The 24,947-nt window shown below is 44.3% G+C and carries 37 protein-coding genes; all 37 read right to left on the reverse strand.

Going from position 1 to position 24,947, the window contains the following annotated elements:
* Positions 1 to 70: 70 nt before the first annotated feature.
* The 37 genes from ABDW16_RS05675 to ABDW16_RS05855 all read right to left on the reverse strand — a co-directional run bounded on the left by ABDW16_RS05675 (position 71) and on the right by ABDW16_RS05855 (position 24,919).
* Entirely contained in the window at positions 71 to 892 is an 822-nt protein-coding gene (locus ABDW16_RS05675; protein WP_343668310.1) for a hypothetical protein, read from the reverse strand.
* Between the two features lie 170 nt (positions 893 to 1,062).
* Positions 1,063 to 1,545, reverse strand: a complete 483-nt coding sequence (gene rplQ / locus ABDW16_RS05680) for a 50S ribosomal protein L17 (protein WP_343668312.1) — start codon at positions 1,543 to 1,545, stop codon at positions 1,063 to 1,065.
* A 73-nt stretch (positions 1,546 to 1,618) separates the two neighbouring features.
* Entirely contained in the window at positions 1,619 to 2,614 is a 996-nt protein-coding gene (locus ABDW16_RS05685) for a DNA-directed RNA polymerase subunit alpha (RefSeq protein ID WP_343668314.1), read from the reverse strand.
* 126 nt (positions 2,615 to 2,740) lie between these two features.
* The gene (gene rpsD, locus ABDW16_RS05690; protein ID WP_343668316.1) at positions 2,741 to 3,346 is read right to left on the reverse strand and encodes a 30S ribosomal protein S4; all 606 of its coding nucleotides are present in this window, start codon (positions 3,344 to 3,346) and stop codon (positions 2,741 to 2,743) included.
* A gap of 164 nt (positions 3,347 to 3,510) precedes the next feature.
* Entirely contained in the window at positions 3,511 to 3,912 is a 402-nt protein-coding gene (gene rpsK / locus ABDW16_RS05695) for a 30S ribosomal protein S11 (RefSeq protein ID WP_072360630.1), read from the reverse strand.
* Between the two features lie 92 nt (positions 3,913 to 4,004).
* On the reverse strand, positions 4,005 to 4,385 hold the full coding sequence (rpsM, locus tag ABDW16_RS05700) for a 30S ribosomal protein S13 (protein ID WP_343668318.1): 381 nt from the start codon (positions 4,383 to 4,385) through the stop codon (positions 4,005 to 4,007).
* A 34-nt stretch (positions 4,386 to 4,419) separates the two neighbouring features.
* Entirely contained in the window at positions 4,420 to 4,536 is a 117-nt protein-coding gene (rpmJ, locus tag ABDW16_RS05705) for a 50S ribosomal protein L36 (RefSeq protein ID WP_072360626.1), read from the reverse strand.
* Positions 4,537 to 4,562: 26 nt separating this feature from the next.
* Positions 4,563 to 4,781 carry a translation initiation factor IF-1 gene (gene infA / locus ABDW16_RS05710; RefSeq protein ID WP_012789309.1) on the reverse strand — a complete coding sequence of 73 codons (219 nt, stop codon included), beginning with the start codon at positions 4,779 to 4,781 and terminating at the stop codon, positions 4,563 to 4,565.
* Positions 4,782 to 4,895: 114 nt separating this feature from the next.
* On the reverse strand, positions 4,896 to 5,696 hold the full coding sequence (gene map, locus ABDW16_RS05715) for a type I methionyl aminopeptidase (protein ID WP_343668319.1): 801 nt from the start codon (positions 5,694 to 5,696) through the stop codon (positions 4,896 to 4,898).
* 125 nt (positions 5,697 to 5,821) lie between these two features.
* Positions 5,822 to 7,162 carry a preprotein translocase subunit SecY gene (gene secY / locus ABDW16_RS05720; protein WP_343668320.1) on the reverse strand — a complete coding sequence of 447 codons (1,341 nt, stop codon included), beginning with the start codon at positions 7,160 to 7,162 and terminating at the stop codon, positions 5,822 to 5,824.
* Positions 7,163 to 7,338: 176 nt separating this feature from the next.
* A complete protein-coding gene (gene rplO / locus ABDW16_RS05725) occupies positions 7,339 to 7,785 on the reverse strand; it encodes a 50S ribosomal protein L15 (RefSeq protein ID WP_116851450.1) in 447 nt (148 codons plus the stop codon).
* A 113-nt stretch (positions 7,786 to 7,898) separates the two neighbouring features.
* Positions 7,899 to 8,084, reverse strand: coding sequence for a 50S ribosomal protein L30 (gene rpmD / locus ABDW16_RS05730; RefSeq protein WP_343668322.1), 186 nt, complete (start codon positions 8,082 to 8,084; stop codon positions 7,899 to 7,901).
* 73 nt (positions 8,085 to 8,157) lie between these two features.
* Positions 8,158 to 8,676 carry a 30S ribosomal protein S5 gene (gene rpsE / locus ABDW16_RS05735; RefSeq protein WP_343668323.1) on the reverse strand — a complete coding sequence of 173 codons (519 nt, stop codon included), beginning with the start codon at positions 8,674 to 8,676 and terminating at the stop codon, positions 8,158 to 8,160.
* 39 nt (positions 8,677 to 8,715) lie between these two features.
* A complete protein-coding gene (gene rplR / locus ABDW16_RS05740) occupies positions 8,716 to 9,072 on the reverse strand; it encodes a 50S ribosomal protein L18 (protein WP_343668325.1) in 357 nt (118 codons plus the stop codon).
* A gap of 86 nt (positions 9,073 to 9,158) precedes the next feature.
* The gene (gene rplF, locus ABDW16_RS05745; protein WP_343668326.1) at positions 9,159 to 9,713 is read right to left on the reverse strand and encodes a 50S ribosomal protein L6; all 555 of its coding nucleotides are present in this window, start codon (positions 9,711 to 9,713) and stop codon (positions 9,159 to 9,161) included.
* A 148-nt stretch (positions 9,714 to 9,861) separates the two neighbouring features.
* A complete protein-coding gene (gene rpsH / locus ABDW16_RS05750) occupies positions 9,862 to 10,260 on the reverse strand; it encodes a 30S ribosomal protein S8 (RefSeq protein WP_116851447.1) in 399 nt (132 codons plus the stop codon).
* Between the two features lie 144 nt (positions 10,261 to 10,404).
* On the reverse strand, positions 10,405 to 10,674 hold the full coding sequence (gene rpsN / locus ABDW16_RS05755; protein WP_343668328.1) for a 30S ribosomal protein S14: 270 nt from the start codon (positions 10,672 to 10,674) through the stop codon (positions 10,405 to 10,407).
* Positions 10,675 to 10,751: 77 nt separating this feature from the next.
* Entirely contained in the window at positions 10,752 to 11,327 is a 576-nt protein-coding gene (gene rplE, locus ABDW16_RS05760) for a 50S ribosomal protein L5 (protein ID WP_343668330.1), read from the reverse strand.
* Positions 11,327 to 11,665 carry a 50S ribosomal protein L24 gene (gene rplX, locus ABDW16_RS05765; protein ID WP_116851445.1) on the reverse strand — a complete coding sequence of 113 codons (339 nt, stop codon included), beginning with the start codon at positions 11,663 to 11,665 and terminating at the stop codon, positions 11,327 to 11,329. Before rplX ends, rplE begins: the two co-directional genes overlap by 1 nt.
* A gap of 158 nt (positions 11,666 to 11,823) precedes the next feature.
* Entirely contained in the window at positions 11,824 to 12,192 is a 369-nt protein-coding gene (gene rplN, locus ABDW16_RS05770) for a 50S ribosomal protein L14 (RefSeq protein WP_343668331.1), read from the reverse strand.
* A gap of 76 nt (positions 12,193 to 12,268) precedes the next feature.
* Complete coding sequence (gene rpsQ / locus ABDW16_RS05775) at positions 12,269 to 12,526, reverse strand: 30S ribosomal protein S17 (protein WP_072360599.1); 258 nt, start codon at positions 12,524 to 12,526, stop codon at positions 12,269 to 12,271.
* Between the two features lie 64 nt (positions 12,527 to 12,590).
* Complete coding sequence (gene rpmC / locus ABDW16_RS05780; RefSeq protein WP_072360597.1) at positions 12,591 to 12,791, reverse strand: 50S ribosomal protein L29; 201 nt, start codon at positions 12,789 to 12,791, stop codon at positions 12,591 to 12,593.
* A gap of 54 nt (positions 12,792 to 12,845) precedes the next feature.
* Positions 12,846 to 13,268 (reverse strand): 50S ribosomal protein L16, encoded by a 423-nt coding sequence (gene rplP, locus ABDW16_RS05785; protein ID WP_116851444.1) that lies wholly within the window; start codon positions 13,266 to 13,268, stop codon positions 12,846 to 12,848.
* A 40-nt stretch (positions 13,269 to 13,308) separates the two neighbouring features.
* Entirely contained in the window at positions 13,309 to 14,109 is an 801-nt protein-coding gene (gene rpsC, locus ABDW16_RS05790) for a 30S ribosomal protein S3 (protein WP_343668334.1), read from the reverse strand.
* A gap of 43 nt (positions 14,110 to 14,152) precedes the next feature.
* Complete coding sequence (gene rplV, locus ABDW16_RS05795) at positions 14,153 to 14,509, reverse strand: 50S ribosomal protein L22 (protein ID WP_343668335.1); 357 nt, start codon at positions 14,507 to 14,509, stop codon at positions 14,153 to 14,155.
* Between the two features lie 91 nt (positions 14,510 to 14,600).
* Positions 14,601 to 14,867, reverse strand: coding sequence for a 30S ribosomal protein S19 (gene rpsS / locus ABDW16_RS05800; RefSeq protein ID WP_343668336.1), 267 nt, complete (start codon positions 14,865 to 14,867; stop codon positions 14,601 to 14,603).
* A gap of 79 nt (positions 14,868 to 14,946) precedes the next feature.
* Entirely contained in the window at positions 14,947 to 15,777 is an 831-nt protein-coding gene (gene rplB / locus ABDW16_RS05805; protein WP_343668337.1) for a 50S ribosomal protein L2, read from the reverse strand.
* 88 nt (positions 15,778 to 15,865) lie between these two features.
* Complete coding sequence (gene rplW / locus ABDW16_RS05810; protein WP_116851440.1) at positions 15,866 to 16,165, reverse strand: 50S ribosomal protein L23; 300 nt, start codon at positions 16,163 to 16,165, stop codon at positions 15,866 to 15,868.
* A 57-nt stretch (positions 16,166 to 16,222) separates the two neighbouring features.
* Positions 16,223 to 16,861 (reverse strand): 50S ribosomal protein L4, encoded by a 639-nt coding sequence (gene rplD, locus ABDW16_RS05815; protein WP_116851439.1) that lies wholly within the window; start codon positions 16,859 to 16,861, stop codon positions 16,223 to 16,225.
* Between the two features lies 1 nt (position 16,862).
* Positions 16,863 to 17,480 (reverse strand): 50S ribosomal protein L3, encoded by a 618-nt coding sequence (gene rplC / locus ABDW16_RS05820; RefSeq protein WP_343668340.1) that lies wholly within the window; start codon positions 17,478 to 17,480, stop codon positions 16,863 to 16,865.
* A gap of 237 nt (positions 17,481 to 17,717) precedes the next feature.
* Positions 17,718 to 18,023 carry a 30S ribosomal protein S10 gene (gene rpsJ, locus ABDW16_RS05825; protein ID WP_012789286.1) on the reverse strand — a complete coding sequence of 102 codons (306 nt, stop codon included), beginning with the start codon at positions 18,021 to 18,023 and terminating at the stop codon, positions 17,718 to 17,720.
* A 1,394-nt stretch (positions 18,024 to 19,417) separates the two neighbouring features.
* The gene (locus ABDW16_RS05830) at positions 19,418 to 20,026 is read right to left on the reverse strand and encodes an outer membrane beta-barrel protein (protein WP_343668343.1); all 609 of its coding nucleotides are present in this window, start codon (positions 20,024 to 20,026) and stop codon (positions 19,418 to 19,420) included.
* 278 nt (positions 20,027 to 20,304) lie between these two features.
* Entirely contained in the window at positions 20,305 to 20,979 is a 675-nt protein-coding gene (locus tag ABDW16_RS05835) for a polysaccharide deacetylase family protein (protein ID WP_343668344.1), read from the reverse strand.
* A 211-nt stretch (positions 20,980 to 21,190) separates the two neighbouring features.
* On the reverse strand, positions 21,191 to 23,335 hold the full coding sequence (gene fusA, locus ABDW16_RS05840) for an elongation factor G (RefSeq protein WP_343668345.1): 2,145 nt from the start codon (positions 23,333 to 23,335) through the stop codon (positions 21,191 to 21,193).
* Between the two features lie 244 nt (positions 23,336 to 23,579).
* Entirely contained in the window at positions 23,580 to 24,047 is a 468-nt protein-coding gene (rpsG, locus tag ABDW16_RS05845) for a 30S ribosomal protein S7 (RefSeq protein WP_343668346.1), read from the reverse strand.
* Positions 24,048 to 24,079: 32 nt separating this feature from the next.
* A complete protein-coding gene (gene rpsL / locus ABDW16_RS05850; protein WP_012789278.1) occupies positions 24,080 to 24,460 on the reverse strand; it encodes a 30S ribosomal protein S12 in 381 nt (126 codons plus the stop codon).
* Positions 24,461 to 24,592: 132 nt separating this feature from the next.
* Positions 24,593 to 24,919: a hypothetical protein gene (locus ABDW16_RS05855; protein WP_343668349.1), complete on the reverse strand. Its 327-nt coding sequence runs from the start codon at positions 24,917 to 24,919 to the stop codon at positions 24,593 to 24,595.
* Positions 24,920 to 24,947: the final 28 nt, after the last annotated feature.

A 24,947-nucleotide genomic window follows, 5' to 3' on the forward strand; every position in this document is an offset into this window, starting at 1 on the left:
GTGCAAAGTTATTGAATAATAGCTTAAGAATTGATAAAAACACAGATTAATTCTTCGCCTGCCTCTGCAATTACTTGATATGTATCGATTTTATGATACGTAAAGCGGCTGCTGATGCATTTTTATCATCGTTGCGGTACCTGATTCCAACTTCCCAGCGGTGTTGTCCACGGGTCAGGAGCAGGTCGTAAAATGATAGACGAAGGGAGCCTTTGTAGTTAAAGGTGCCTTGCAGGAGCAATGCGTCCATGCCACTCTGTGTGATATGGCTGGTTGTATATTTCAGGTCGGAGACGTCGTCTTCTTTCTGCATTTCGTTCGCAGCAGTAGTAGCTGCGAGGTCGAGATCGTTGGAGATGTTCGCCCGGAAGCTGAACATGTTTACCATCACTTGCATACCTTCTTCGGAGCGGTTACGGTAGCTTTTGGCGTATTCTACCAGTGGCATCAGTTCAGGAGCCAGGGGCTGGTCGTTGACACCCAGGTGCATAGGGGTACTGATTTCGACTGCCTGACGACCAATAACAACGGTTTCCCAGGTTGAGTAGAGCCAGGATTTATTTATTTTAGGATAGATGATACTGATAACCATTTTCTTGCCGAAATAGCCGCCAGCCACTGCTGCCAGACCGATTACAAGAATCAGGGAGACGAGAGCCCCCCGCCTTCCGGCCCATTTGATGTATCTTTCTTTGAGACTTTCCCTGGGTTCTTCTTCCTTTATATAGATGCCAACTTCCTGCTGAAATGCCTCAAAATCTCCTTCCGGACGTTTCTGTTTCCAGTTAGAAAAACAGTTCTCTATTTTTTTGCCACATTTTTCGCAAAATGTGAGGAACTCAGAGCGTGACGGGTTGTGGTGAGCACAGGCGTTGCACTTTAAATAAATCATAGGTTTTAGAGATTATGGTTAGTAGGTCTGTCCAGTCAGCAATATTACAAAATAATTTAATTAATTAATTGAATAATACGACCGTCATGGAGTCCCTCTCCCTTCGGATAAAAAAAAATCCCGGGATTACTCCCGGGACTCTTTCATTATCTTCAGATACTATTTGCGGATTACTCAGCAGTTTTCTCTTCAGTTGCATTTGCTGCTGCATCATCTGCTTTCTTCTTAGCACCGCCAGCACGACGGGTCTTCTTCGCAGGAGCTGCTTTCTCTTCCACTTTACCACCGTAGATTTCGTTGAAATCAACCAGTTCGATCAGTGCAGTTTCAGCATTATCACCCATACGTTTGCCAAGCTTGATGATACGGGTATAACCACCTGGACGGGTAGCAATCTTTTCGCTTACTACACCGAACAATTCCTTGATCGCTTCCTTGTTCTGCAGGTAGCTGAACGCAATTCTACGGTTGTGGGTAGAATCAGCCTTAGCTCTTGTCAGAATAGGCTCAACATATACACGCAGTGCCTTAGCCTTTGCCAGGGTAGTGGTGATACGTTTGTGAGCGATCAGTTCAATAGCCAGGTTAGATAACAGGGCTGAACGGTGTGCAGCAGTTCTGCTGAGATGGTTTACTTTGTTGCCGTGACGCATGACATTGTGATTTTTAAATTCCCCTATACCGTGTCAGGAATTACAGGGTACTTATGTTATAAAGTAGTTTAGACTATTCTTCGTCCAGTTTCAGTTTGGAAAGATCCATACCGAAATGCAGACCTCTTTCGTTCAGTACCTGCTCGATTTCGCTCAGGGATTTCTGACCAAAGTTTCTGAACTTCATCAGCTCTTCCTGTTCGTACTGTACCAGTTCGCTCAGGGAGTTGATTTTAGCAGCTTTCAGACAGTTGAAAGCACGTACGCTCAGATCCAGATCTTCCAGAGGAGTCTTCAGGATCTTACGCAGCTGCAGTGTTTGTTCGTCCACCACATCTTCTTTCTCAGTATCCTTCGTATCAAAGCTGATGTTTTCATCAGTGATGATCATCAGGTGCTGGATCAGGATGCGGGAAGCCTGTTTAACAGCTTCTTCCGGGTGGATGGTACCATCAGTGATCACTTCCATGATCAGCTTCTCGTAGTCAGTCTTCTGCTCCACACGGGTATTTTCAATGCTATACTTTACATTTTTGATTGGTGTAAAGATAGAGTCGATGGCGATGTAGCCGAATACTGCATCCTTTGGTTTGTTTTCATCAGCAGGCACATAACCACGGCCTTTACCGATAGTCAGTTCGATATCCAGCTTTGCAGATGGATCGAGTGTGCAGATGAGTAACTCAGGATTCATAATCTGGAAAGCACTGGTAGCTTTCTCGATCATATCAGCACGGAATTCGGTCTTACCTTTGATAGAGATCTGGATCTTTTCGTTGCTTACTTCATTCTCCACGATCCTTTTGAAACGAACCTGTTTCAGGTTCAGGATGATCTCAGTTACGTCTTCGGTAATTCCTTTTAAAGTTGCAAACTCATGGTCTGCTCCTTCTATCTTTATTCCCACAATGGCATAACCCTCCAGTGAGGACAGCAGCACACGACGAAGCGCGTTACCTACAGTCACCCCATAACCCGGTTCTAATGGCCGGAATTCGAATTGAGCTTCAAAGTCAGTTGACTTTTGCAAAACGATCTTATCAGGCTTTTGGAAATTCAGAATTGCCATTGATATGTTAAGTTTAAATGTTTATGTAAAACTGCCAATAGCCGTCAGCAGGCAATCATTAGATACCAATATAAGAAACTTATACTGATAACCGACGATCCTTCGCTAACGGCTAAAGTATTATTATTATTTAGAGTACAATTCTACGATCAGCTGTTCCTTGATGTTCTCAGGAACTGCTTCCCTTTCAGGGTATGCGATGAAAGTACCTTTCAGTTCTTTCTCATTCCAATCCAACCAGCTGTACTTAGGGTTTTTACCACGAATGTTGCTGGTGATTGCGGTGTTAGTTGCAGCAGATGCTTTCAAACCAACGATATCACCTGGTTTCAGCTGATAAGAAGGGATGTTCATTACTTCACCGTTTACAGTGATGTGCTTGTGAGACACCAGCTGACGTGCAGCAGGACGGGAAGGAGCAATACCCATACGGAATACTGCATTATCCAGACGAGCTTCCAGTAATTTGATCAATACCTCACCGGTAACGCCTTTACGACGGTTTGCCTCTACGAACAGGTTTGCGAACTGACGCTCCAATACACCATAAGTGTACTTAGCTTTCTGTTTTTCACGCAGCTGCAGTGCGTATTCACCCAGCTGTTTACGCTTGCGGGTTGCACCATGCTGACCCGGAGGGTTGCTGTTCTTTCCTAAATACTTACCGTTACCTAAAATCGGCTCTCCAAAAATTCTGGAGATCTTGGTCTTTGGTCCTGTGTACCTTGCCATTTTGTTGCTAGATTTTTTAGTTACGATATATGATCCTTAAAAAATCTTAAACACGATCATATACCCACTTGTTTATTAAAATTTCTAAATTAGAAAATCGAAAGTAGCCAGTGAGAGTTGCCCCCCATCTATCCACTTTCGAAAATCTTCAGTATATATGAATACTATACTCTTCTCTTCTTAGGAGGACGGCAACCATTGTGTGGCAGCGGAGTCACATCCTTGATCATAGTCACTTCGATACCGGAGTTAGCGATCGCACGGATTGCGCTCTCACGTCCTGCTCCAGGACCTTTTACAAAAACATCTGCTCTTTTCAGACCAGCATCCAGTGCTACCTTAGCAGCATCAGAGGCAGCCAGCTGGGCAGCATATGGAGTGTTCTTTTTAGAACCTTTGAAGCCCATTTTACCAGCAGTAGACCAGGAGATTACCTGTCCTTGCTTGTTGGTAATGCTGATGATAATGTTGTTGAAACTAGCAGAAATGTGAACATCACCGTAGTTATCTACTTTAACTACCCTCTTCTTGCTAGCTGCAGCTTTTGTATTTTGTGCTTTTGCCATAATTATATAAAATTCCAGGTTCCAGGTTCCAGATACCCCACGTCATCTTTACGACAATTGGAAACTGGAACTTGTTATTTGTATTATCAAGATTATTTCTTAGGCGCTTTTTTCTTACCTGCAACCGTTTTACGTTTACCTTTACGGGTACGGCTGTTAGTACGAGTACGCTGGCCTCTGAGCGGTAAGCCCTTTCTGTGGCGAAGACCACGGTAACAAGCGATATCCAGCAAACGCTTGATATTCATTTGTACTTCAGAACGCAGCTGACCTTCTACCTTAAACTCACCATTGATGATGTTACGGATGGAAGTCTGCTCATCATCATTCCAATCTTTTACTTTCTTGTTAAAGTCAATTCCTGACTTCTCCAGAATGTATTGAGCTGTAGAACGGCCAATACCATAGATATAGGTCAGACCAATTTCTCCTCTTTTATTCTTAGGTAGATCGATACCGGCTATACGTGCCATATTTGAATTAAATTTTCTAGTTTATTTAATATAATTAACCCTGACGTTGTTTAAAACGAGGATTCTTTTTGTTGATTACCAACAATTTTCCCTTCCTGCGCACGATCTTACAATCTGCACTTCTTTTTTTTATGGAAGCTCTTACCTTCATAAGTTATGAGTTATAAGTCTATGTGATTATTTATATCTGAAAATGATCCTTCCTCTGCTCAAATCATATGGGCTCATCTCTACCCCAACCTTGTCTCCAGGAAGGATGCGGATATAGTGCATTCTCATTTTGCCAGAAATGGTGGCCAAAATCTCATGCCCATTTTCCAATTTCACCCGGAACATAGCGTTTGACAAGGCTTCTAGTATTATTCCATCCTGTTTAATGAGTGCCTGTTTTGCCATAAAAATTTTTAGGACTGCAAAGATAGCGAAATCTTAGTAAAAAATAAAATTCTAAAAATAAACCTAAATAATTATCCGGAAAAACTGATTTTCATCACTCTTATCCATTAATTATCAATAATTTGCGGTTAACGCAGGATTTTCAGCTTCGGCCTTTTCTATACCGGCAAAAGATGATAAAAGGTCTGCTTTCCCTTTCATGACTGCTACATTGTGCTCAAAGTGAACGGAAGGCTTCTCATCCCGGGTGATCACTGTCCAGCCGTCTTCCATATACTCTACATCTTTTGTGCCCAGGTTGATCATAGGTTCGATCGCAATCACCAGTCCTTCTTTCATGATAGGACCACTGCCTCTCTTACCGTAGTTAGGCACCTGGGGATCTTCGTGCAGGTGACGGCCCAGGCCATGACCTACCAGCTCACGTACCACGCCATAGCCTCTTTCTTTCTCAGTATATTCCTGGATAGCATGGGCAATGTCGCCAATACGGTTACCTGCCACCGCTTTCTCTATACCTTTATACAAAGCAGCCTTCGTTGCCTTCATTAACTGCAGTACTTCCGGCTTTACATTACCTACCGCAAAGGTGTAGGCACTATCTCCATGGAAACCGTTCAGCAATACCCCTACATCCACGCTCACGATGTCACCATCCTGCACCACGTAGCTGTTAGGAATACCGTGTACCACTTCTGCATTTACAGAGATACAACAGCTTTTAGGGAAGCCTTTATAGTTCTTGAAGGAAGGTACGGCGCCGTTGGCTACGATGAAGTCTTCAACGATCTTGTCGATATCATCAGTAGTCATACCCGGTTTCAGCTTCTTAGCTACCTCTTCCAATGTTGCGCTCACCAGTAATGCGCTTTTGCGCATCAATTCTATTTCTTCTTTAGTCTTATAATGCACCATAGTAAAAACGGGTTGGACTTGTGTCTTTTAAACAGTGAAGCCACCAAGCATAAAGCCTGCAACAGGAATATCTGCTGTCTGCTTTATGCTTCTGTGGCTACTTACGACCAGCTGTCTAATAAGAATTAAACATTAGCCGGAGCAGTTCTGCCCTTGATACGGCCAGTGCTCATCAGGCCATCGTAATGGCGCATCAGGAGCTGGCTTTCGATCTGCTGCAGCGTATCCAGGATAACCCCCACCATGATCAGCAGTGAAGTACCACCAAAGAAGGTTGCGAAGTTACTGTTGATATGCACGGCAGCAGCCACACCAGGCAGGATACCCACCAGTGCCAGGAAGAATGCACCTGGCAGGGTGATGCGGTCCATTACTGCACCAATATAATCTGCAGTTGCAGTACCAGGTTTTACACCTGGGATGAAACCATTGTTACGTTTCATTTCATCGGCCATCTGGGTTGGATTGAAGATCAACGCAGTGTAGAAGTAAGTGAATACAATTACCAATACCGCATAGATCACATTGTACCAACCATTGGTGTGGTCGCTGAAGATACGGATGAAACCGGAAGCACTGTCACTGGTTGCAAAACCAATAACGGTAGCCGGGATAAACATAATTGCCTGGGCAAAGATGATTGGCATTACACCTGCTGCATTCACTTTCAGCGGGATGAACTGGCGTACACCACCATATTGTTTGTTTCCTACTATACGTTTAGCATAGTTCACCGGTACCTTGCGGGTACCTTGTACCAGCAGGATCAGACCAATAGTAATGAATATAAATACTGCCAGTTCTATCAGGAAGAGCAGCAAGCCGCCGCCTGCTTCCGCAGTTCTGGAGGTAAATTCCTGGATCAGGGCCTGAGGAAGGCGGGCAAGGATACCCACCATAATGATGATGGATGTACCGTTACCGATACCTTTGTCAGTGATTTTTTCACCTAACCACATTACGAACAGGGTACCTGCAGTCAGTACGATGGTAGTAGTGAGCCAGAAGAAGAAAGTACCATATTCAGCGATAATAGCTCCGCTGGATTGGCCTCTCAGGAAGGCAACATACGCACTCGCCTGAAAACCGGTCACCACTACCGTAAGGATACGGGTGAACTGATTGATTTTCTTTCTGCCACTCTCTCCTTCTTTCTGGAGTTTCTGGAAATAAGGTACAGCTATGGTCAACAGTTGTATGGCGATAGAGGCAGAGATAAACGGCATGATCCCCAGCGCAAAGATGGATGCTCTTGAGAAAGAACCTCCGGCAAACATATTAAACAGTCCCAGGATACCCTGATTGGATTTTTCTGAGAACTGATGCAACAGGTTGGCATCGATACCGGGTAACACGATATAGGATCCTACACGATAAATGAGGACAAGAAGCAGGGTTGTCAGGATTCGGCTACGCAGATCCTCGATGCTCCAGATATTCTTAATCGTTTCGATAAATTTCTTCACAGGAAGATGAATGTTTAATATTCAAAATTTCATCCCGGTTATGGCGGGACCAAATTCCAAACCTGCAATTAGCTGCTCTTCAGTAACTCTGGCCGGGATTTGTGATGTATTTTTCGCTGGCTGAATAAAAGATGAAAAGACGCACTACTCCGTAGGCGTCTCTCCAGTCGTGAAACTTACACCAGTTCAACTGAACCACCAGCTGCTTCGATCAGCTGTTTGGCCTTTTCACTGATAGCGTTCACTCTTACAGTAACTTTAGCCTTCAGTTCGCCCTGACCCAGTACTTTTACTTTTGCAGTGCGGCTGATCAGGCCGTTCATGTACAGGTTTTCCAGAGAGAAATCCTGTAAACCGTATTTTTCTACCAGGGTGTCAAGCTGACCGATGTTGAACACTACATATGTAGTTGGGCTCAGGCTCTTGAAACCACGTTTTGGCATACGACGCTGAATTGGCATCTGACCACCTTCGTGACCTCTTTTGCTAGCGTAACCAGCACGGGACTGACCACCTTTATTACCTTTTGTAGCTGTTCCACCTTTACCGGAAGCTTCACCACGACCGAGGCGTTTTTCTTTATGTACGGAACCTTGTGCAGGTTGTAACGTGTGCAGATTCATTGAGTTAATTTTTTTTACTTACGCGGAAATTAACCGCTCGCATTAAATGTATAATGTTATTCGCAAATAATCCACTATAAATGTAGGATTTTTTCCAGAGACATGGCAAAGCCTTAACCCTGTACTTGTTCTACCTTTACCAGATGATTTACTTTACGCACCATCCCAAGGATCTGGGGAGTGGCTTCCACCTCAACGGTGCTGTGCATTTTGTTCAGACCCAGGGCCTTCAGCGTCAGTTTCTGACGTTCCGGACGGTCTATACCACTTTTTACCTGAGTGACTTTAATCTTTGCCATTGTTATTTTGAATTAGCACCTTACAATTACAGGAGCTGCTGCCGTGCAGCAGTCCCTTCACCATAGGGTGTTATTATCCATTAAATACTTTCTTCAGAGATACGCTTCTGGTTTTTGCAACCTGTACCGGCTCACGCAGCAGGCCTAAAGCTTTGAATGTAGCTTTTACCACGTTGTGAGGGTTTGCAGAACCCAGAGATTTAGCCAGAACGTCGGTAATACCCGCGCTTTCCAGCACAGCACGCATAGAACCACCAGCGATCACACCAGTACCATGAGCGGCTGGTTTGATCAGCACCTTAGCAGCACCTTCTTTAGCCAGCTGATCGTGAGGAATAGTACCATGCATTACAGGAACCTTGATCAGGTTTTTCTTGGCATCATCGATACCTTTAGTGATTGCTTCCTGTACTTCTTTGGCTTTACCCAGGCCATGACCTACTACACCGTGTTCGTTACCTACTACTACCAGGGCAGAAAAACTGAAAGTACGACCGCCTTTGGTGGTTTTGGTAACACGGTTGATAGCTACCACTTTTTCTTTCAGCTCCAGGTCACCCGCCTTAACTTTATTAAATGTATTCTTTGCCATTTTATTATTTGCGAATTACGATTTAATCAATTTCGATTATTAGAATTGGAGACCAGCTTCTCTTGCACCATCAGCTACGCTCTTCACACGACCATGGTACAGATAACCACCGCGGTCGAATACTACAGCAGTAATACCCAGTGCGGTTGCTTTAGTAGCCACAGCTGCACCTACCAATTTAGATTTCTCGGATTTGGTACCCTTCTGTGCTTTGATATCCTTATCGCGGGAAGATGCAGAAGCCAGTGTAGTACCGTTTGCATCATCGATCAATTGCACGTAAATATCGCTATTGCTGCGAAATACAGATAATCTTGGTCTCTGAGCGCTACCTATCACTTTCTTACGAATGCGGTAACGGATTTTCTGTCTGCTATTAACTGCTTTTGTGCTCATTTCTTTGTTTAATTTATATATTCCGATGCTGCCGGAATATTGTTGAATTAGCTAACCAGTATATTATACCGGTTAGCCAATTAAAATTATTTACCTGCAGACTTACCTGCCTTCTTACGAACCACTTCATCGCTGTAGCGAACACCTTTACCTTTATAAGGCTCAGGTTTACGCAGGCTACGGATTTTAGCAGCTACCTGACCCAACAGCTGGTTGTCAATACCTTCCAGTGTGATTTTAGGGTTAGCACCCTTTTCAGTCAGGGTAGTTACTTTCAGTTCTTTAGGAATCTCAATCACGATGTTGTGAGAGTAACCCAGAGACAGGTCCAGCAGCTGACCAGCGTTGGCAGCCTTGTAACCCACACCCACCAGCTCCAGCTGTTTGGTGAAACCTGTAGTTACACCAATCACCATGTTGTTGATCAGTGCGCGGTACAGACCGTGCAAAGCGCGGTGACGGATCTGGTCAGTAGGACGAACTACTGTCAGTGTACCATCAGCTACTTCTATTTTGATATCCCTGTCGATGTTCTTTTTCAGTTCACCTTTAGGGCCTTTTACTGTCAGTTCATTAGAAGCGGATACAGTTACTGTAACACCTGCTGCTAATTTGATAGGAGCTTTACCTATACGAGACATAATTGCAGTTTTTTACTGTTATGTGTTTACGATCCCCCAGTGTTCAGCCACCGTATAGAAAGGCTTAATTCTGAAACGGATCATTTATTGGTGAGATCTGCACAAGCCACTGGCAAACACCAGAAGGTCCTGTGCGGACCTTAATATATTAATAAACGTAGCAAACAACTTCGCCACCCACGTTCTGTGTTTTCGCTTCCTTATCAGTCATTACACCTTTAGATGTAGACACGATAGCGATACCCAGACCATTCTTGATACGTTTGAAATCAGCAGGTTTGGAGTATTGACGAAGACCTGGACGGCTGATACGCTGCAGATCAGTGATTGCAGGTACTTTAGTCTGAGGATCATACTTCAGAGCGATTTTAATTACACCCTGTTTGTTGTCTTCTTCAAATTTGTACTTCAGGATATAACCTTTGTCGTACAGTATCTCAGTGATACGTTTTTTCAGCTTAGAGGCAGGAATTTCCACAATCCTGTGGTTGGCCATTTGCGCATTCCGGATTCTGGTCAGGAAGTCTGCTATTGGATCAGTAACCATTGTTTCTAATAATTTAACAACTTTTACAATGCGATATCCAATCAGTAATAGATAGGAAAATCAAGATCTTTAACGAATATGAAAAAGGGAAAAAAGGACAATTACTATTCGTCGGGGGATAATTGTCCAACCCGTGGGCTGAGATTACCAGCTAGCTTTTCTTACGCCAGGGATTTTACCAGCCAGCGCCAGGTCACGGAACATATTACGGCAAAGGCCGAAATGACGCATGTAACCTTTTGGACGACCGGACAGCTGACATCTGTTTTTCAGGCGAACAGGAGAAGCGTTTCTAGGCAGCTGATCCAGTGCTTCGTAGTTACCTTCAGCTTTGAGGGCAGCACGTTTTTCAGCGAACTTAGCAACCAGGGCTTCTCTTTTCCTCTGTCTGGCCTTGATAGATTCTTTTGCCATTAATTAAAGTTTATAATTCCAGTTTATAAATGTCAAATTCCAAAACCCTGATGGGATTTGGAATTTGAGATCAAATATTATTGTTGATCTTTCTTGATGTTCTTGAACGGCATACCCAGTTCTTTCAGGAGCTCGTAAGCTTCTTCGTTGGTATTAGCCGTAGTAACGAAAGTGATATCCATACCGGAGATCTTTGTTACTTTATCGATGTCGATCTCAGGGAAGATGATCTGCTCGTTGATACCCAGGGTATAGTTACCACGGCCATCGAAAGCTTTTTCATTTACGCCTTTGAAGTCACGTACACGAGGCAGTGATACAGCGATCAGACGATCCAGGAATTCGTACATGTTGTTGCCACGCAGTGTTACACGGGCACCGATTGGCATGTTCTTCCTGAGTTTGAAGTTGGAAATATCTTTCTTGGATAAAGTAGCGATAGCTTTCTGACCAGAAATACGGGTCATTTCATCCACAGCAATATCTACCAGTTTCTTATCACCTACAGCACCATTGATACCCTGGTTCAGACAGATCTTCACCAGGCGAGGTACCTGCATTACGCTTTTGTAGTTGAATTTCTTTTGCAGCGTGCTAACTACTTCAGAACGGTACTTAGTCTGCAGTCTGGGTGTATATGTAGTGTTTGCCATTATTTAATTACCTCCCCTGATTTTTTAGCTATACGAACTAATTTACCATTTTCACGCTGCCTGTTTACCTTAGTAGGTTTACCAGCCTTAGCATCCCACAACATTACGTTAGAAATGGCGATAGGAGCTTCCTGCTTAACAATACCACCTTTGGTGTTCTGAGCAGTTGGTTTGGTATGCTTGGTGATGATGTTCACACCTTCTACCAGTACGCGCGCCTTGTCAGGGATCACTTCCAGCACCTTGCGGGGCTTGGTCCTGTCCTTATCATCGCCGGCAATCACTACTACGGTGTCGCCTTTCTTAATGTTGAACTTAGGCTTGAATCTCGTTTTCATTATTTGTTTATTTATAAACGCCAAGCGAAACACCGGTTTCGCTTGATTAATATTCGTTTTAGAAACGGGCTGCAAAGATATGCAATTAAGCTGAAAGCACAAAGCAATAAGCTTTTTTTACTTTTTGCTTCATGCTTTCAGCGAACGCATCAATATCTTTACAATACTTCGGGAGCCAGAGAGATAATCTTCATGTATCCCTTATCGCGCAGCTCACGGGCAACCGGGCCGAAGATACGGGTACCGCGTGGCTCGTCAGAGTTGTTCAGTAATACAACGGCATTATCGTCAAAACGGATATAAGATCCGTCTTTACGGCGCAGCTTGTTTTTAGTTCTTACGATAACAGCTTTGGTCACCATACCTTTCTTTACACCACCGCCTGCGATCGCGTCTTTTACAGTAACGACGATCTTGTCGCCTACCTTTGCGTAGTCCTGGCCGGAGTTGCCTAACACTCTAATACACAGTACTTCTTTGGCACCACTGTTATCAGCTACATTCAGCCTTGATTCTTGTTGTATCATCTTTTTATAAGATTTGTATTTGTTTAGTCAGCGGCTGCATCCAGGAACGCTGCATGCAGCTTGAAACAATAATAGATTATTTTACCTTTTCGATCACCTCTACCAATCTCCAGCACTTATTCTTGCTCAACGGACGAGTTTCCATTATTCTAACGGTATCGCCGATGCTGCACTGGTTCTGCTCATCATGAGCCATGAACTTGGTGGTCTTTTTTACGAATTTACCATAGATTGGGTGCTTTACTTTACGCTCAACGCTAACGCTGATTGTTTTTTCCATCTTGTTGCTGGAAACGACACCAATTCTGGTTTTTCTTAATTTTCTTTCGCTCATTGTTGAAAGTATTTATTATCCAGACCGTTCCTTTCGGACCGATGAATGAATTTATTTTTAAGGCTTAGAAGCCCAGTTCTCTTTTGCGCAGCTCAGTTTTCAGCTGTGCGATCTGACGCCTGAGAGAGCGGATGCTCATTGGATTCTCAATTGGCGTAATTGCGTGACTGAATGTAATTTTCTTCAGGCGTAATTGCTCTTCGGAGATTTTCTCTTTCAGCTCCTGTTCGCTTAAACCTTTCAGATCCAGCTTTTCGTTTGCCATTGTATTTATTATTTCTGGTTTATCGTTTATAGTTTATCCCGGTTGCCTTAGCTATTATGCTTCAGCGTAATCGCGACGTACTACAAATTTCACTTTAATAGGCAGTTTCTGTGCAGCCAGCTCCATTGCAGCTTTAGCTACTTCCAGCGGTACGCCGTCTGCTTCGAACAACATACGACCTGGCTTAACCACAGCAGCCCAATGGTCAGGAGCACCCTTACCTTTACCCATTCTGACTTCCAAAGGCTTGGCAGTGATGGATTTGTCAGGGAATATACGGATCCACACGTTACCCTCACGCTTCATAGCTCTTGTCAGAGCCACACGGGCAGCTTCGATCTGCCTGTCTGTGATCCACTTAGGTTCTAATGCTTTCAAGCCGAAACTACCAAAGGAGATTTCCGCACCACGTTTTGCGTTCCCCTTGATGCGGCCTTTATGCATCTTCCTGTGTTTCGTTCTCTTGGGCTGTAACATCTTAGTATATGTTAAATGTTAATGTTAATTGTTAAAAAGATTATCTACGGCCACCACCACGGTTATCACCGCCTCTTCTGTCGCCGCCGCGGTTATCACCACCTCTTCTCTCGCCACCTCTTCTTTCGCCACCGCGATGACCATGACCTTCACCACCTGTGCGGCCTTCGCCATCCTTACCGGAAATAGCATTTGGATTCAGATCGCGCTCACCCAGTACTTCACCTTTACAGATCCATACTTTGATACCGATCTTACCATATACTGTCTGTGCAAACAGAGAAGAATAGTCGATATCCATACGGAAGGTGTGCAAAGGTACACGACCCTGCTTCATCTCTTCTGAACGTGCAATTTCAGCACCACCCAGACGACCACCTACTTTAACCTTGATACCTTCTGCACCCATTCTCATGGCTGTAGCAATCGCCATCTTGATAGCACGTTTGTAGTTGATACGGCTTTCAATCTGTTTTGCAATAGTTTCAGCTACGATATTGGCATCTATTTCAGGACGACGGATCTCCAGGATGTTGATCTGTACATCTTCTTTAGAAGTCAGTTTCTTTAATTCTTCTTTGATGCGGTCTACCTCTCCACCACCTTTACCAATGATGATACCAGGTTTAGATGTATGTATGGTGATAATCAGTTTACCTAAAGTTCTCTCGATCACTACCCTGGAAATGCCACCTTTGTTGATACGGGCATTCAGGTAAGTTCTGATCTTGTTATCTTCGATCAGTTTGGTAGCAAAATCTTTCTTGCCACCATACCAATTAGAGTCCCAACCTCTGATGATACCTAACCTGTTACCAATAGGATTTGTTTTCTGACCCATGTTCTGGTTTATTTGTCTATTAGATAAATAGTTTAAGTTTCAATTATTTCGCTTCCGCTACTTTGCTGTCTACTGCAATAGTTACGTGGTTGCTTCTTTTGCGAACACGGTAACCTCTACCCTGCGGAGCCGGACGCATTCTTTTCAGAATACGACCACCATCAACGAAGACGGTTTTAACGATCAGATTCGCATCTTCAACGCGTACACCTTCATTCTTCACTTTCCAGTTCGCAACAGCTGATAACAGCAGTTTTTCCAGCGGTACACTTGGGTGCTTAGGATGGAACTTTAAAACATTCAGCGCTTTTTCAACATCCATACCACGGATCAGGTCTGCCAGCAAACGCATTTTGCGGGTAGATGTTGGATTATTTCTAAGCTTAGCTACTGCTTCCATTGTAATTATAAATTTGATGTTTGAGGTCCGAAGTCCGGGGTTCGAGGTATTTCACGCAGCAAACCTCGAGCTTAAAACTTCAAACGAATGACTACATTTTCTTGTTAGCGTGTCCTTTAAAGTTGCGGGTTGGTGCAAATTCGCCCAGTTTATGACCTACCATAAACTCAGTAACGTATACCGGGATGAACTTGTTACCATTGTGTACCGCAAATGTATGGCCCACAAAATCAGGTGTGATGGTAGAACGACGGCTCCAGGTCTTGATTACTGTACGCTTGGTGCCTTCATTCATTTTATCTACTTTCTTTCCTAATTTCTGGTCAACGTAAGGACCTTTTTTAATGGAACGACCCATGTCTTTTTATTTTTATTCTACTTTAACCGTTCCGCTTCTGGCTATCCGCCCGAAGCGGAACTGGTAAAAGCTTTATGAATTATAATTTTTTGCCGTTTTTCCTGCTGATGATCAGTTTATCAGAGCTCTTATGCTTACGGGTCTTCAGACCTTTCGCATATTTACCTGTTCTGGATCTTGGGTGACCTCCGGAAGATCTACCTTCACCACCACCCATTGGGTGATCTACAGGGTTCATGGCCACACCACGGTTACGTGGCTTGATACCTCTCCAACGGTTAGCACCTGCTTTACCAATTGATTGCAGTGCATGGTCAGAGTTAGAAACTGTACCTACGGTAGCAGCACAAGTGATCAACACTTTACGCAGCTCGCCGGAAGGCATTTTCATTACGGCATATTTTTCTTCCTTGTTGCTCAACTGTGCATAAGTACCTGCACTTCTCGCAATTGCACCACCTTTACCAGGCTGCAGTTCGATATTGTGTACAACAGTACCCAGTGGCATATTCTTCAGCGGCAGAGAGTTACCTACTTCAGGAGCAGCATCAGGACCGCTCACTACAGTAGCACCCACCTGTAAACCCTGAGGAGCCAGGATGTAACGTTTTTCACCATCTGCATAGCTCAGTAATGCGATGAATGCGCTACGGTTTGGATCGTATTCCACGCTCTTTACAGTAGCAGGAATATTATGTTTGTCACGTTTGAAGTCTATGATACGGTAATGTTGCTTGTGTCCACCACCGATGTAGCGCATAGATCTTCTACCCTGTACGTTTCTACCGCCGGTTTTGGACTTAGCCTCCAGCAGGCTCTTTTCAGGAGTATCCGTGGTCAGCTCAGCGAACGCGTTGCCAATTTTCCAACGGGTACCGGCTGTCATCGGTTTAAATTTCTTCAGTGCCATGATCTAGTAATTGTTTAACTAGTTGCTTTATTTTATAAATGTGATCTGTATATACATCCATCATGCTGCGTTTCCACAGCAATGAGCACTATATGTTAGCATACAGATCTATAGATTCCCCAGCAGCCAGGGTTACAATTGCTTTCTTGTAAGAAGGTTTCTTACCAGCAATGAAACCAGCTTTGGTAAAGCGGAATTTGCTTTTACCAGGCATAACGGCAGTATTCACTTCTGCTACTGCAACGCCATAGAACTCTTCAACTGCCTTCTTGATTTCCAGTTTATTGGATTTCTTGTCTACGATGAAGTAGTAACGGTTGAATTTATCAGTGGCTTTGTTCACTTTTTCACTTACTACCGGTCTGATTAAAACGTCTGAAAGTTTCATCTTTTATCGCTTTGAGTGGCAGGCTTACCTGCCAGCTGTGTGATTTAAATTTGACAATTAAGCTTCTACCGGCTCTTCAGTGAAGATTTTAGCAGCACTCTCAGTGATGATCAGGGTATTGCTGTTCATGATATCGTAAGTATTGATATCGCTCAGCATTACGCTATCTACTGTAGGGATGTTGCGCAGAGACAGGTATACATTATCATTGTATTCAGGCAGTACTACCAGGGTCTTACGGCCATTTACATTTACGTTCAGTTTCTCCAGGATACCTGCAAACTGTGAAGTTTTAGGTGTAGCCAGGTTCAGATCTTCCAGAACGATGATGCTGTTTTCTTTCGCTTTTACAGACAGTGCAGAAATCTTAGCGAGATCTTTTACTTTTCTGTTCAGCTTAATGTCATATTTGTGCGGTTTAGGACCGAAGATGGTACCACCACCTTTATACAGTGGGTTACGGATGTTACCTTTACGGGAACCACCTGTACCCTTTTGTTTGTGAAGTTTACGGGAAGCACCTTTTACTTCAGCACGGGTTTTTACCTTGTGGGTACCCTGACGCTGAGCAGCGAGGTATTGTTTAACAGCCAGGTAGATCACGTGGTTGTTAGGCTCCACTCCGAAAATCTCTTCAGGAAGCTCAATAGTTCTTCCGGTTTTCTTACCTTCTATATTTAAAATATCAAGTTGCATATTACTTCTGGATTAAAACGATTGAACCAATGTGGCCGGGAACGGAACCACTTACCAGGATATAATTCTTCTCAGCGAAAATTTTAACGATTTTCAGGCCTTTCACTTTCACCTGTTCGTTACCAGTCTGACCAGCCATACGCATACCCTTGAATACGCGGGAAGGATAAGAGGATCCACCCACGGAACCAGGAGCCCTGCTTCTGTCGTGCTGACCGTGTGTAGCTTCGCCCACACCGCTGAATCCATGGCGTTTAACAACACCCTGGAAGCCTTTACCTTTGGAGGTACCGACTACATCAATTATTTCTCCTTCTGCAAATATTTCGGTGGTAATGGTTTCACCAAGAGCTTTTTGTACATCCGGGTTGCGGAACTCTTTTACAAATCGTTTGGGGGAGGTGCTTGCTTTCGCGAAGTGATTGATTTGTGCTTTGGTAGCGTTTTTCTCTTTTTTCTCGCCAAATGCTACCTGAATCGCGTTGTAACCATCAGTTTCCTGAGATTTAACCTGCGTTACAACGCACGGACCGGCTTCGATGATGGTCACAGCTGTCTGCTTACCATTCGGTTCGAAGATGCTGGTCATGCCGATCTTTTTGCCAATAATACCTTTCATGTTATTATATATTATACCCAGCGCCTGGGGGTGGATCTAGCTATCCCCAGGATAGGCGGTTTAAATGCTTTATTGGGCGGCCACCCAGAAGGCGTGACCTATATTTTAATTATGGCGTTTACAATCTGACAAACGGAGAGTACTTTCCCCTGTGAGGTTTAACACCTCACTGCCAGCAAAACAGCAGTCATAAGATTAAATCAAACCAGGCAGGCCTTTCGCCCACCTGCCGATGTCCTACGCTTTGATTTCTACTTCCACACCGGAAGGCAGATCTAATTTACTCAACGCGTCTACAGTCCTGGAAGAAGAAGTGTAGATATCCAGTAAGCGCTTGTGTGTGCACAACTGGAACTGCTCACGAGCTTTCTTGTTAACGTGCGGTGAACGCAGCACCGTAAAAATTTTCTTTTCAGTTGGTAAAGGAATTGGACCTGTTACCACGGCACCAGTGTTACGCACTGTTTTAACGATCTTCTCAGCAGATTTATCTACCAGATTATGATCGTAGGACTTCAGCTTGATTCTAATTCTCTGAGACATATGCAATGAACTTCTACTTTTTACCCTTTACAATTTGGGAGGGCAAAGGTAATCAGTATTTTTGGATTCCCCAACAAAATCGTGGAAAAATAATGGGAATTTTTACCGAAATGTAGAACGAGGGCGGGTTTGAGGCAAATGTTAATTTGTGCAAAACTACAATAAAAGCGGGTAAACAGTTGTAATATAATAATTTATTGCGGAAAAATGCCTGCGTCTCCCCAGGTAGCATTTCCCCCCGGCAAAGCCACGGCTGGCCCCGCTAACACAAAAAAAGAACCAAATCCATTTCCCCCCCTAAAAAAAACAAGCCGCCGGGAAACCGGCAGCAAGTCCTGTCTGGGAATGCAATAAGCAATATTTCTAGACCTGTCAGCTTCAGAAAGGGAACTTACCCAACAAACACTGAATCAGACCAAGAACTAAAGCCAAATACCTGGTTCAATAAATCCATAGATGTTTTTGAAGGCTTTTCATGAGGTTATGCCTACTCTGTTACTTGGTTTTCGGCAATCCCAAATGTCCCTCATACAAGGAACATTGGATTAAAATTAGCCGCAGGGAATCAATTTGTAATAGTTCATTTCATTCATTTTCAGCCGCTTGTTCATTTTGTTCAGTGAGAGAAAATGGTCCGTTCATTTTTTTTTAAAGTACCCCATCACCTCACCCCAAACAAAACCATCCAATATAAAAAAAGCCTCCCCGGTTTTCACCAGGAAGGCAATAAGTTGGAAAATGACTTTTGTTGCGTTGTACATTTTCCGTGGAATAAGGGGCGTAATAAATTACAGACCACCCAGCAGAGATTGCAACAGCGACAAGATCATTGTCAATAATTGGTTCAGCAGATCCATAGTTATGGTTTTCAGTGGTTACGCCTACTCTTTCAATGGTTTTCGGCAATCCCATTGCCCTAAATTAGGAAGTAGGAAGAACACAACCATCGTTCATTTCATTCATTTTCAACCAGTTCAATGCATCCCCGTTCAGTAAATCATGTTCAGTATTTTCCAAAATGACAAACCCCACATATTCTCCTCACATAAAAAAGGTCCTGGAATTTACCAGGACCTTCAAAATCTCGTATACGTTTCGGGAATTTACAGGCTACCGAACAACGTACTCAAGAACTTAAACACTGCTGCTAGAATAGTTGCGGTCATATTGTAATTTTTTTGGAGTAACGCCTACTCTATTTGATACTGGTTTTCGGCAACCCCAGCAACGCCCCCATGGCGTCTTTCTTACATAAAGGTAATAGTCACTCCTCTTATAACCTCCATTCATTCCGTTCATTATCAACAAGTTCATTCAAAGCGTTCAAAATGAAAAGGGCCCCCCGCAGACCAAAATGATCCGAAAGCAGCCCCCCCTATTATCATTAATTCTGCCTATTTCATATTACGCCCTTCCTCTCTCATAATCTCCTTCGCCTTCGCCCCCGGGAGAAAAATCTGGAAACCTACCCCCAGCTTCAATTGCTGCGCCGTCGTAGAGTTACCACCACCAATGATAATGTTGTACTTAAACAACGTTTCCAGCGCCACATTCGGTGTAATGAAGTAAGAAATACCAGGCCCTACACCCAGCTCTACCCCATTCGTAGACGCCCCACTCGCAGGGTTGGTACCACCAAAACCCGCATTACCCTCTACAAAAAAACGTGCCCGCTTAGAGAACTCCAGCTTGCGCACATTCTTGTCTGTCGGATAATAACGTGCCAACGCACCAATGCCGTAACTTACATCGGAACCGGCCCCATTACTGGTAACCAGTCCGAAATTTACATAACCACCCAATGCCAGCCCATCATTGATAAACCAGGCCGCTTTGGGATTCAGATTAAAAGTAAACTGGGTACTGGACTTCTGAAAATTCAGTCCAAGGTCTGTAATGTCAGATCCAATCAAAATGTTGCCTTTCTGGGTTTGCGCAAACGCCGTGGTGCTAAAAAACAATACAGCCATCAGGGCCAGGGTTAATGCTTGGAGTTTTTTCATTTTCAGTTTTTTGGTTTTATTGATTAATACTTGCCATCGGAACATCAGGAGGATGCCCTATCGAACTAAGAAATACATGCAATCTGTAAATGCGTCTCGCTTTGCTAATGGAACTTGAGCCAATAAAATAGGTGGATAAATAAGCTGGGGATGGGACAAATGGGGTATTCCAAATTCAATGCCAGACATCAACAATATAGTTGCGAATATACTGTAAATGAATCAAATAAGTATAAAGAAAATGAGAGTAAATGAGAGAAGGCCGCAATCGATGGTTATTATTCATCGGTGAGTTGCTCCTGCAGCCACTCAATATGAGGCATAAAAAGACCTTTACGCTGCAGGTATCCCAGCACACTGTCCAAACGCTCGGCCAACCTGGGGTTCGCAGCACGCGAAATGGGGTGGGCACTCAGTTCCCAACTGCGGAAATGTAAGGAAATAACGGGTTGCCGACCCAAAAAGAGCTTTGTAATCCATAAAGGACGGATAGACGCTGCATAAATCCCATAACAATCCGCCTCTATACTCATAGGGCGAACCTGCTGATCTCCCGAATGGTATAAGTAACCAGCAGCTTTCAGCGCGCTGTAATCAGGCTTTCTGCCAGCCGGCATGCGACAACCGTATAAACGGCTTCCTATAATCTGCTCCAGGACGTCTTTGGACTGCCGGAGGTCTTCGATAGAAAAATGATCGTGGGTATAACCATGTGAGGCCACTTCGTGCTTACGGGCTAACTGACGCACGACTTCCGGGTAAGCCTGCGCCCAGGAGGCGGTGATAAAAAACGTGGCCCTTACCTGGTGCCTGTTCAGCAAGGCAATTGTTTTTTCCAAACCATCCAGGGAGATCTGTTGCCTTTCTTCCAGGCTCATCTCCGCGCCATTTTTTGCCGGGAGATTCAACTCTTCCAGATCTATACTGATTAATATGCGGGGCGTGGTGTTCATTCAGTTAAAGTCAGCTTTTGTATAGAGACAATTTTGGAGCTAGGTTACCCTGGTGTATGTATAACGGTATATAGAGATCTTTCCCCTATGCCGGATGGGTATAAAATAAAACGGGGTGGTAATAGAGATGTTACAGTTTACCCAAAACAAAAGTCCCGTTCCGGAACAACCAGAACGGGACCCTATTTCAATCAGATACTAATCACTATGATTAAGCATTCACTTTACCTTTTGCTTTTGCCATTTCTTCTTCAGCAACGGCATTTGGAGCAGGTGAGTAGTGAGAGAACTCCATGATGGAAGTAGCACGACCGGAAGACAGGGAGCGCAGCTGAGTTACGTAGCCGAACATTTCTTTCAGCGGCACTTTAGCTTTGATTACCTGTACACCGTTTCTCATTTCCATACCTTCCAGCATACCACGACGACGGTTCAGGTCACCTGTTACGTCACCCATGTATTGGTCTGGGGTCTGAACTTCTACTTTCATGATTGGTTCCAGCAGCACTGGTTTTGCTTTACGACCAGCTTCACGGAAAGCTTGTCTTGCAGCCAACTCGAAGGATACTGCATCGGAGTCAACCTGGTGGAATGAACCATCAAACAGGCGAACTCTCAGGTTATCCAGCGGGTAGCCAGCCAGTACACCCTGGTTCATAGCAGCCTCGAAGCCTTTCTGTACCGGAGGAACGAATTCTTTAGGGATGGAACCACCGAAGATATCGTTGATGAACTGGAAGTTCTTACCATCGTTTTCTTTCAGCCATTCAGGATCAGCAGGGCCGATTTCAACCTGGATGTCAGCGAATTTACCGCGACCACCAGTTTGTTTCTTATAAACCTCACGGTGTTCAACCTTCAGGGTAAATGCTTCCTTGAAAGCAACCTGAGGTGCACCCTGGTTAACTTCTACCTTGAACTCGCGACGCATACGGTCAACGATGATTTCCAGGTGAAGCTCACCCATACCGCTCAATACGGTCTGGCCGGTTTCTTCGTCAGTTTTAGCTTTCAGGGTAGGATCTTCTTCTACCAGTTTAGCGATAGCCAGACCCATTTTGTCCATATCCGCCTGAGTTTTAGGCTCGATAGCGATGTGGATAACTGGTTCAGGGAAGGTCATAGATTCCAGTACGATAGGATGTTTCTCATCGCACAGGGTATCACCTGTCTTGATATCTTTAAAACCTACAGCAGCACCGATATCACCAGCTTCGATGAAGTCGATTGGGTTCTGCTTGTTGGCGTGCATCTGCATGATACGGCTGATACGCTCGTTTTTGCCGGTACGGGTGTTCAGTACATAAGAACCAGCATCCAGGTGACCGGAATAAGCCCGGAAGAATGCCAGACGACCTACGAAAGGATCGGTCATGATCTTGAACGCCAGTGCAGAGAATGGTTCTTTTGGATCTGGCTTACGCTCGATCTCGTTACCATTGTCAGGGTCAGTACCTTTAACCGCTTCGATATCTACTGGTGAAGGCAGGTAACGACATACGGCATCCAGCATTTTCTGTACACCTTTATTTTTGAATGAAGAACCGCACAGCATTGGGATGATAGCGATATCGATCGTTGCTTTACGGATAGCTTCGTGAATTTCAGCTTCAGAGATAGTGTTAGGATCTTCGAAGAATTTCTCCATGAGTTTGTCATCGTATTCAGCAACAGCTTCTACGAGTTTAGCTCTCCATTCTTCAGCCTCATCCTTCATATCAGCAGGAATTTCGATTTCCTGGTAGGTAGCACCTTTACCTTCTTCATCCCAGATGATACCTTTCATGGTGATCAGGTCAACCACGCCTTTGAAAGTATCTTCAGCGCCGATAGGCAGCATCAGGGGAACCGGATTAGCACCCAGCATTTCCTTCACCTGTTTTACCACGTTCAGGAAGTCAGCACCGGCACGGTCCATTTTGTTTACGAAACCTACACGTGGTACGCGGTAGCGGTTAGCCTGGCGCCAAACGGTTTCAGACTGAGGTTCAACGCCGGATACAGCGCAGAACAGGGCTACCAGACCATCCAGTACACGCAGGGAACGCTCTACCTCAACGGTGAAGTCCACGTGACCTGGAGTATCGATGATGTTAAATTTGTATTCTTTTGTATCTGGCTGAAGCTTTCCCTGAGTAGTTGGGAATTTCCAGAAACAGGTGGTAGCAGCAGATGTGATGGTAATACCTCTTTCCTGCTCCTGCGCCATCCAGTCCATGGTGGCTGCACCTTCGTGCACTTCCCCTATCTTGTGGGATTTACCTGTATAGTACAGGATACGCTCTGTGGTAGTGGTTTTACCCGCATCGATGTGCGCCGCAATACCAAAGTTTCTCTGAAATCTTAAGTCTGCCATAATATTAAAATGACTGTATAATAATGCAATTTGGGGGGCAAAGGTAATTCATTTTTGCTAATAAATAAAACAGGCAACTTTGCCAAATTGTTATTTCCAGCAGCAGAATACCTTTACGATCCTTTGGTTACAAGGTTTAAAAAATTGGGTATATATGAGAAAAGGAAAAACATCCCCCAGTATTGCCCAGAGGATGTTTCCCTTATATCTTTATAAACCATTCTACCGTAAAACGGCAGTAGATTTAGATCCTGAAGTGGGAGAATGCCTTGTTAGCTTCAGCCATACGGTGAGTATCTTCTTTCTTTTTGAAAGCAGCACCTTCACCTTTGCTTGCAGCTACGATTTCAGCAGCCAGCTTTTCAGCCATGCTCTTACCATTCCTTTCACCTGCGTAACGGATCAACCATTTCATAGACAGGGAGATCTTTCTGTCAGGACGAACCTCAGAAGGGATCTGGAAGGTAGCACCACCGATACGACGGCTTCTAACTTCTACAGCAGGAGTTACGTTTGTGATCGCTTTCTTCCACACTTCGTAACCATTATCATTGGTGATAGTGCTCACTCTGTCGATCGCATCGTAAAATATCCTAAAGGCAATGCTCTTTTTGCCCTGCTCCATCACGTTGTTAACAAACCGGGTAACCTGTTTGTCGTTAAAGCGAGGATCCGGAGCCAAAGGCATCTTTTTCGCGGCTTGCTTTCTCATTTATTTGGAAAATTTCAAATAGTTATTATAAATTATTTCTTAGCCTTTTCCTTTTTGGTACCATACTTGGAACGGCTCTGCTTTCTGTCTTTCACACCAGCAGTATCGAGGGAACCACGAACGATGTGGTAACGAACACCTGGTAAATCTTTTACCCTACCACCACGGATCAGTACGATAGAGTGTTCCTGCAGGTTGTGTCCTTCACCAGGGATATAAGCGATCACCTCTACTTTGTTGGTCAAACGCACCTTTGCCACCTTACGCAGTGCAGAGTTTGGCTTTTTAGGGGTGGTTGTGTACACACGGGTACAAACACCACGACGCTGTGGACAGCTATCTAAAGCCCTGGACTTGGACTTAGCCCGGATAATTTCTCTTCCTTTTCTTACTAATTGTTGTATAGTAGGCATTCTACCTAAGTTTTTTTTCTGTCGGTTTACAATGACATCCAAATCACCCAGAATGGGAATTTGGGAGGGCAAAGGTAACACGAACCTTGTTAATAACAAAATGTTTTGAACATTTTTTTGAAGGAAATCAGTTCACTTCCTGATTAATTCCGCGACTATATCCTTCCATTCCATGTCCAGTGTAGATTCTGGCATATTTCTGCCCGCTCTGCTGTACCAATACCGGGCGTTTCCCCGGTCGCCTTCTTTCCGGTGGAGGTAGGCATGCACCCAGGCTGCCATATCATCATCTATATGCTCAATGATGTCGTGCGCCCGCTGCCAGTTACCCTTACCATCCCACCACAATGCCTTCAAATAAGGTGAAATCTCCCCGGGAGGAGCGGCCTGATCCAACGACGTGATAAAAGATACCATGGTCATAAGGCGCAAAGGTACAAAATAGGTGGGTGTTTCCATCGCGTTCTGTGCTTAAAATAAAGGGTAA

The organism is Chitinophaga sp. (assembly GCF_039596135.1).
Lineage (GTDB): Bacteria > Bacteroidota > Bacteroidia > Chitinophagales > Chitinophagaceae > Chitinophaga.